Source organism: Phragmitibacter flavus (genome assembly GCF_005780165.1).
GTDB lineage: Bacteria > Verrucomicrobiota > Verrucomicrobiia > Verrucomicrobiales > Verrucomicrobiaceae > Phragmitibacter > Phragmitibacter flavus.
Genome location: NZ_VAUV01000033.1, coordinates 1 through 8,906 on the forward strand (window position 1 = coordinate 1; position 8,906 = coordinate 8,906).

Genomic DNA, 8,906 nt, shown 5'->3' on the forward strand with positions numbered 1-8,906 from the left:
AATATCAACCTCATCAGCGGCGGCTCCCTCCGCCCCGGTGCCAGCACCAACCCCACCGCTGCCGCCACCACCGGCGACCAGCTCGGTGCCCTCAACATCACCGGCAACCTCGGCCTCACCGGCGGCTCCGCCGTCCTTCAAATCACCTCCCCCAGCCTCAACGACGCAGGCGTCGCCGCCGCTTACACCGCAGGTGCCGCCGCCCTCACCGCTTATCTCAATACCAACGCCGACGACTGGAACGCCGCCACCTACACCGACGCCAATGGCATCCCCAAACACGACTACGTTGACGTCAGCGGCGACTTCACCTGGAACACCGGCAGCACCATCACCTACACCGGCATCAACTACAACCCGACCGTCGGCGACATCCTCAACCTCTGGGACTGGACCACCCTCGGTGGCACCTTCGACCTCGGGGCCGACGCCAACTTCCAACGCGAAGGCGGCCTGCTTGGCGACCTCGAGCTCCCCGACTTCGACGGCATCCTCTACGACCTCAGCCTCTTCCAATCCCACGGCATCGCCGTTGTCGTCGTGATCCCCGAACCCTCCAAATCCATCCTTATCCTCCTCGGTCTCTCCGCTTTTCTTCTGCGCCGACGGAGGTAAAATCCAGCGGAGCATTCATCGCCATGGTAAACGGGAGCGTCTCAGCTCAACTTTACCATTCCTGGCTCCAAGTCCCAAATGGAACCTGGCTAGCTAGCGCACGGCAGGCTCCAACTAATGATGCAGCTCATCCTCTTTCGGCTCCGGCAGCCAATGCGTTAAAATCGCCCCCACCAGCGCATACGCTCCAGCCACACTCGCCGCCACCAACGCAATCTTCGCCGGATCAGGTTTGTCGGAAGCCGACAACGTCAGCGTAAGCCACGCCGCCGCCGTGCCGATCACGCGACCCCCAATGTTCGCCGCAAAACTCTCCCCCGTGCCACGCAAATGCACTGGAAAAACCAGGGGAATGTAGTTCCCCCAAAAACTGAACTGCGCCACCGTCAGCAATCCCGCCACAAAGATCCCGATCTTCACCCAGATCAACGACCCGTCGTTGCCCAAATTCCCCGCGACCCACCAAAACAACAGCGGCACAAAAATCAAAGAGGGAATCTGGAACAAGCGGAACAAATTGCGCTTGCTTGCGATCCTCAACACCAGCAACGCCAGCAAAAATCGTCCCACCAATCCACCCACTTCCTGCCACGTCGTCACCCCGGCCACGGTCTGATCCGTCGCATTGCCACCCAATTGACGCAACCTTCCCTCTGGCAAAGGCGGTTGTCCCGCCGCAGCGGCCTCCGCGACCGCCTTGTCGCGTGCCTCTTTCGCCACCGCCAGCACCTCCACATGCCCCTTGCCCGGTGCCCCCAAAATTTGCGGCAACTGTTGAATCGCTCCAAACGCAATGCCGTAACTCGCCGCAAAAACCAACGTTGTCACAATCGTCGTCACCCGCAGTTCCGGGCTGAACAACTCCCGGATGCTTGGACGCTTCAGCACCCCCTTCGCCTTCTTCTCCGCCCACGCCGGGGACTCCGGCAGGAACGGACGAATCATGATCAACGGCAACGCCGGCACCACCCCCGAAATCAACGTATAACGCCAGGCCTCATGTCCGCCATGAATGGCCGGCAGATCCAGCGCGATCTTTGCCGCCAGAATGTTTGCCCCCGCCACCAGCAAACCACCCACCGATGAAAACGCCTGCGTGTAACCCAACACCTTCTCACGCTGTTGTGGATTCGGAAACAACTCCGCCAGCCACGCCACCGCCGCCACAAACTCCACACACACCCCGATAAACACCAGACACCGGCAGATCAACAGCTGCTCCAGTGTCGTCGCGAATCCCGCTGCAAAGGCCGAAAACGCATACAGCAAAATGCTGAACGTCAGCACCCGCCGCCGACCAAACAAATCCGTCAGATACCCGCCCAACAATCCAAAAACCCCACCCGCAATCGCCGGCACAAAAAACAAGGTCCTCGCCCACTTCACATACATCTCACCCCCCGGTGCCCACAAAGCCCGCGCCGCCTCCACCGTCATCCCCCCCGCCACCATCTGCTCCACCAATGGCGCACTCAATGCCGCCATCGCCGGCTTGATGATCAACGGCAGCATCAACAGCTCATAAATATCAAAGGCAAAACCGAGAGCCGCAATGAAGCACACCAGCCACTGCGTCGTAGTGAATTTGGGAAGGTTGGACATAATATAAAGACAGAACCATCAAACGGAGCCAGCCCCCGCAAACAAGCACAAAAATCAAAAGATCAAAAACCACTGGGTCGCGCCCGCCCCATTGGACACTCCCATTTCGATCGCCGCCTCAACCGATCAGCGGCCGCAACTCCGACAAAATCCTCGGCACCGCCACTATCGGATCTTCCTTGTCCTCATACTCCAGCGTGAACCAGCCCTGATAGTTCGCCTCCTTCAGAATCTTCACCACCCGCGCCACGTCCACCGGCTCGCCCACTTTGTCGCCATTCGGATGCATGGTCATCTTCAACTGCACATTCACCGCATACGGCGCAATCTTCGCCAAATCCCCATACGGATCCGCCGTCTTGAAATTCCCCGCATCAAAATTGATCCCCGCCCACGGACTGTCCACCGCCTTGACCAGCCGGATCAACGGATCCGCCTCCGCCACAATCCCTCCATGATTCTCCAACCCCAAAAACACGCCCTTCTGCCCCGCAAACTCCAGACACTCCCGATAACACTCCAGACAATTTTTCTCCGCCTCCTCCTGCGTCCCGCCCTTCGGCACCGTCCCTGCAAACACCCGGATGTGAGGCGCGCCCATGATCGCCGCATTGGTGATCCACTGCTTCACATAAGCGATCTCCTTGTCCCGCTCCGCGCCCGGAGGATGCGTAAACGTATTCCCCACCGCCGTCCCCGCAATCGGCACGCCGCGCAAATAAGAATACCGTCTCACCTCCAGCAGATATTTTTCATCCACCTCCGGCGGGAAAAAGTAGCTCGTCAACTCCGCTCCCACCCCGCCATGATCCGCACAATAATCAATGAAATCAAAAACCTCCCAGCCTTCCGTCCCCTCCTTCAACTTGCCATTTTCCTTGCCGCCTTTCAGCCACTTCATCGAATCACGAAACGAATAAGCCGCCAGTCCCAACACCATCCGCGGACCACCCTTGCGTTTGATCGGCTCCATCGCAGGAAGAAAAGACGCCGTCAAAGTCGCGGCACCAGTCGTGAGGAAAAATCGACGATTCATATTCATGTTCATGATTGCGTGCGAGATCACAGCAGAAAACCAACGCATCACCAAGCACATTTTTTCTGATCATCATCATCCACTTCACGGACCCTTCACTGGCCCCAACCTTAAAAACACATCCCTCGGCCCTGTCGACTGCCGCATCCTGATCACCATCGATCCGCTCTCCAGACGCACGATCAGCGACTCTTCGAAAAACGCATCCTTCCACTCCGGCAACACCCCGGGAGCCAGATCCGGCCCCAACGTCAACGCCGCCTTCAACATCCGTTGCTGCGTCACTGCCTCCAGCCGTTTGCGCAGATGATTCTCAATCAGCGAAAACAAATTTTGCGCCGCCGGCATCGTCAACGTTTGATCTGCCTGGATCATCCGGATCTCCTCCAGCGCCTTCTCCCATGGCAATCCCGAAGCCACCCGCAAACGCTCAAACGCCTTCCCAATCACCTCGTGATGCGCCTTCCACGATTCCAGCAACTGACTCGCCGAAGCCTCGTCCGCCTCCTTCGATTCGCCCCCGGCAGGTTGCCCAATCGCCGCCGCTGCCATCGTAAGCGCCTTCAGCGCCGCCTCATGATCCGGCACCTGCTCGATGCCCAGAAGCATGCGGTGCAACCACTCCGCCACCGACTGCTCCCCGCGCAACGCCTCACTCACCAAATCCAACTCCGGCAACAAATCCAACTGCTGCCGGTGACCGATCCTCGTATTGGAATCCAGCCCCGCCAGATGCCTTGCCGTTGCCCGCAACGCCAGCGACTCCATCGAATACTCCGCCAGCACCGTCGTCAGCATCTCGCCATTGCCCAAATGACGCGCCGCCCGATGCACCACCAGCACCCACTCCAGAGCCTCTTTCGGTTTTTTCGACACAAATGAATGCTCCGCCTTCAGCAGCGCCAGCCGGCACATGAATTGCATCCGCGCCATATGCGGCATCACCGCAAACGGCCCCTCCTCCAACGTAATCCCCCAGTCACAAACCGCCGTGCTTGCCGACGCCCGCTTGAACCGCTCCAATCCCGGTCTCACCAGCTCCAACAACGAACCCACCATCGGCGCATCCGCCGCCAGTCTTCCCCCGGCAACATCCGTCGGCAACTGCTCCTGAGCCTTGGTCAGTTCCGGCAAAAGCGCCTGGGCCTGCCAATAAATCAACGCCGGGTTAGGACCACGCCTTTTCGCCACCTCTCCCCCCGCCCCCGGCATTGCACCGACCGCCATTACCACCAAAGAAACTGCTCCAGCCAAAGAAATCACAGCCTCAACTTACTCAACCTCCCTCCTCACAACCAGCACAAATTTTCGCGAGATGGACCCCGCATTCATACTTTCGCCTTCATCCTTCATCCTTTCTAAATTCCCCCCAACGCCACATCCAGCGTCCCAATCAAAAAGTCCGCATCCTCCCCCGTCAAACACATCGGCGGTTTGATCCTCAAAACATTCCCATTCAGTCCACCCTTGCCAATCAACAATCCCAGCTCCTTGCACGTCTCAAACACTTGGGCACACTCCGCACTCGCCGGCTCCTTCGTTTTCCGATCCTTCACCAACTCCACCCCCAGCATCAATCCCATCCCACGCACATCGCCAATCAAGTCATGCTTTTCCGCCAGCTTCAAAAACCCCTCTTTCAACTGCGCCCCCACCCGCAACGAATTCTCCTGCAACCCCTCGCGCTCAATCACCTCCAGCACCGCCCGCCCCTGCGCACAACTCACCGGATTCCCGCCAAAAGTGTTAAAGTGGATTCTCGACGCCAACACCTTCGCAATCTCCGGTGTCGTCACCACCGCCGCCAGCGGACACCCATTGCCAATGCCCTTCGCCATCGTCACAATCTCCGGCATCCCCCCCTGCGTTTCAAACCCCCAATAGTGCGTGCCGGCCCGACCAACCCCCGCCTGCACCTCATCCGCGACACATAACCCACCCGCCGCCCGCACATGCTCATAGGCATGCTTCAAATACCCTTCTGGAAACACCACCGTGCCGCCAACGCCCTGAATCGACTCCGCAAAAAACGCGGCCACTTTTCCCGACGTGCCAAAACGAATCAAACTCTGCACATCCTCCGCATACTTCCTTCCCGCCTCCGCATCATCAATTCCAAACGGTCCGCGATACATGTCCGGCATCTGCGCATGCTGAACCCCAAATCCATGCGGCACATTGAACTTCCAAGTATGATGCGACGTCAACGCCATCGACGCCGGACTCCCGCCATGATAGGCATTCCTCAACGCGATCAAATCATAATTTCCTGTATAAGCCCGCGCCATCAACATCGCGAGGTCATTGGCCTCTGATCCCGAGTTCACAAAATACACCACCTTCAAATCCCCCGGCATCTTCGCCGCCAGCTCCTTCGCATACAGAGCGATGTTCGGATGAAGATAAATCGTCGTCGTATGTTGAATCCGCTCATTCTGCCCATTCGCCGCCGCCATCACCTGCGGATGACAATGCCCCACACTGACCGTCACAATCCCTCCGAACCCATCCAGATACCTCCGGCCCGTCTCATCAAAAAGATACTGCCCCTTCCCCTCCACCACCATGATCGGCTTCTTGTAATAATGAAAGATCGCCGGGTTCAAAAACTCTTTCCTAAGTGCCAGCACCTCCTCCGCCGATGGCCCCTCATAACTCATCGGCACATAATCAAACGGTGGCAAAGTTAGCGCATTCATAGAGTTAGTTACCAAGTTATCCCATTCCTCTTATCCCTTATCCTTTCGAACCTACTTGCGCCACACATCCCCCGCATTCCCGCCAAACCAGCGCGTGCTCACCACCTTCTGCTGCGTGTAAAACTGCACCCCTTCCTTGCCCTGGATATGCAGGTCTCCGAAAAACGACTCACCCCATCCGGAAAACGGAAACATCGCCATGGTCGCCGGCACCCCCACATTCACCCCCACCATGCCCGCCTTCACCCGATGTTTGAACTCCCGCGCCGCATGCCCTGATTGCGTAAAGATCGCCGCCCCGTTGCCATAAGCCGAACGATTCGCCAGCTCGATCGCATTGTCCAAACTGTCCACCCGCATCACGTTCAACACCGGCCCAAAAACCTCCTCATTCGCAATCGTCATCCCGGAGTCCACATAGTCCAAAATCGTCGCCCCCAAATAAAATCCGTTCGGTGCCCCATCCACCGCCAACCCACGACCATCACACAGCACCTTCGCGCCATCCTTTTCCCCCGAGGCAATCAACTCCTCCACCCGTGACTTGTGCTGCGCCGTAATCAACGGTCCCATGTCCGGCTGATGCGACGCCACATCCGTGCGCCCCACCTTCAAGCCCTTCGCCGCCGCCGTTAGCGACGTCAGCACGCGATGCCCCGCCTCCGCCACCGCAATCGCCGTCGACCCCGCCATGCACCGCTCGCCCGCACAACCAAACGCCGCCGCCATCAACGACTCCACCGTCTTCGGTTGATCCGCATCCGGCATCACCACCACATAATTTTTTGCCCCCCCATTCGCCTGCACCCGCTTGCCGTGCCGCATCCCCGTCTCATAAATGTGCCGCGCCACTGGCGTCGACCCCACAAAAGAAATCGCCCTCACATCGTTGTGCGTGATCAACGCATCCACCACCTCACGCCCCCCCTGCACCAGATTCAGCACCCCTTTCGGCAACCCCGCCTTCTCCAAAAGCTCCACCAACATCACCGCCGTCAACGGCACCTTTTCACTCGGCTTCAACACAAACGTATTCCCACAAGCCAGCGCCAGCGGAAACATCCACAACGGCACCATCGCAGGGAAGTTGAACGGCGTGATCCCCACACAAACCCCCAGCGGTTGATTCATCGTTTCGCAGTCCACCCCCCGCGCAATGTCCTCCAGCGTGTCGCCCATCAACAACGACGGAATTCCACACGCATACTCCACATTTTCCAAGCCCCGATACACACTGCCCCTGGCCTCTACCAGCGTCTTGCCATGCTCACGCGTGACACTCTGACAAAGCCGCTCAAAATTATCTTCGATCAACTGCCGGTAACGAAACATCCCCCTCGCCCGCTCGACCGCCGGCGTATCGCGCCACGCCGGAAACGCCGCCGCTGCCACCGACACCGCCTCATCCACCAGAGCCGCACTGCCACCCGGACTCTCCGCGATCACCTCCCCCGTCGACGGATTAAACACCGGCGTCGCCGCATCTCCATTCAAGGTGCGCCATTCGCCAGCGATTAAGACCGGGCATGAGTCCATAGAAAAACAATTGAAGTTGCCCGATCATCCCTGCGCCAAAGAATCCGACTGCTGCACGAACGAATCGCCCGTCCATTCCGCATCCGAACTCACCTTGGCCTTCTGTTCCACCTCCACTGCCGCCGCCGCCTTCTGCGCTGCCTTGCGTGCCCCCTGCCGCTCCACCAAATCCGCATGCGTGGTGAAATAAGGCAGACTCTTTCCCTTAAATTCCGCCAGCGTCTCAAACCCATGTTTGTCCATGAACGTCAATAAATCCTCGCACATCGGCTTCACACAACCATAACCAAACTTCATCACCCCCGTGCAAACCTGCACCGTATCCGCCCCCAGCAAAATGAACTGCGCCGCGTCCTCCCCGCTCTCAATTCCTCCCAATCCCGACACCGTCTGCTCCGGAAATTCTTTCTCCATCATCGCCGCAATCTCCATCACCATCCGCAACGCAATTGGCTTCACCGCCTTCGAAGAATACCCCCCCGGCGTCGTATACCCCTCCACCGTCGGCTCCGGCTTCAAAGTATCGAGATTCACCCCCATCACACAACGGATCGTGTTGATCGCACTGATCCCATCCGCCCCGCCACGCAACGCCGCGCGACTTGGCTCTTCAATGTGCGTGATGTTCGGCGTCATCTTCGCCCAAAACGGAATCTTCGCCACCTTCTTCACCCAGCCACAAACCTCCTCCAAAATCTCCGGATCCTGCCCCATCGCCGCCCCCATCTTGCGCTCCGGCAACCCATGCGGACACGAAAAATTCAACTCAAATCCGTCCACGCCCGCGTCCTGACACCGCTCCACAATCTCGGCCCACGCCTCCTCCCGACACTCCTCCATGATCGATGCAATCAACACCCCTTCTGGATGCTCGTCTTTGCAGCGTTTGAACTCATCCATCCACAAATGAAACGGCCGGTCGCTGATCAACTCAATGTTCTCCCAGCCAATCACCTCACCCGACCCCGAATGCAGCTTCGCATAACGCGGCGACACATTGATCACCTTCGACGCATCCAGACTGATCGTCTTCGCAATCACCGCCCCCCAGCCATCGCGGAACGCGCGTGAAATCACATTGATATTCGTCCCTGGAGGACCCGAACCAATCACAAAAGGATTCGGCAACTTCAGACCATTAACAGTGGTGGCAAGCGTAGGCATGGCGAAACAAAAATAGAGAGTATCAAACCCACCAAGCACAGCCAAGGCCATTCATCCAAAGAAAATGTGCATCCCCTTTAAATCAAAACCGCCACCTACCCCCCACCCACTGGGACCACCGACGTGTCCAGACTGTGTAAAAACTCCCGGCTTTGGGTTGACGTGGGCGGGTTTGTCGAGATTTAAACTCTCCATGAGTCATATCCAAGGTCATGACCGCGATGAAACCCTTTTGCTGCCGCCCCGCCTTGATG

General features: G+C 58.2%; 7 protein-coding genes. 1 reads left to right on the plus strand and 6 read right to left on the minus strand.

What is annotated here, in order from left to right; all coding sequences use genetic code 11:
- Window positions 1-615 (plus strand): PEP-CTERM sorting domain-containing protein (locus FEM03_RS24040; protein ID WP_138088967.1); only part of this gene is annotated, 615 nt, incomplete at its 5' end.
- A 114-nt stretch (window positions 616-729) separates the two neighbouring features.
- Here FEM03_RS24040 and FEM03_RS24045 read toward each other — a convergent pair.
- The 6 genes from FEM03_RS24045 to preA form a co-directional block, all read right to left on the minus strand.
- Complete coding sequence (locus FEM03_RS24045) at window positions 730-2,217, minus strand: MFS transporter (RefSeq protein ID WP_138088969.1); 1,488 nt, start codon at window positions 2,215-2,217, stop codon at window positions 730-732.
- Window positions 2,218-2,335: 118 nt separating this feature from the next.
- Complete coding sequence (locus FEM03_RS24050) at window positions 2,336-3,253, minus strand: sugar phosphate isomerase/epimerase family protein (protein WP_166443109.1); 918 nt, start codon at window positions 3,251-3,253, stop codon at window positions 2,336-2,338.
- A gap of 84 nt (window positions 3,254-3,337) precedes the next feature.
- On the minus strand, window positions 3,338-4,480 hold the full coding sequence (locus FEM03_RS24055) for a hypothetical protein (protein ID WP_138088972.1): 1,143 nt from the start codon (window positions 4,478-4,480) through the stop codon (window positions 3,338-3,340).
- A 131-nt stretch (window positions 4,481-4,611) separates the two neighbouring features.
- Entirely contained in the window at window positions 4,612-5,952 is a 1,341-nt protein-coding gene (locus tag FEM03_RS24060; RefSeq protein ID WP_138088974.1) for an aspartate aminotransferase family protein, read from the minus strand.
- A gap of 51 nt (window positions 5,953-6,003) precedes the next feature.
- Window positions 6,004-7,488 carry a CoA-acylating methylmalonate-semialdehyde dehydrogenase gene (locus FEM03_RS24065; protein WP_138088976.1) on the minus strand — a complete coding sequence of 495 codons (1,485 nt, stop codon included), beginning with the start codon at window positions 7,486-7,488 and terminating at the stop codon, window positions 6,004-6,006.
- A 24-nt stretch (window positions 7,489-7,512) separates the two neighbouring features.
- Window positions 7,513-8,652, minus strand: coding sequence for an NAD-dependent dihydropyrimidine dehydrogenase subunit PreA (gene preA / locus FEM03_RS24070; protein WP_138088978.1), 1,140 nt, complete (start codon window positions 8,650-8,652; stop codon window positions 7,513-7,515).
- Window positions 8,653-8,906 lie beyond the last annotated feature (254 nt).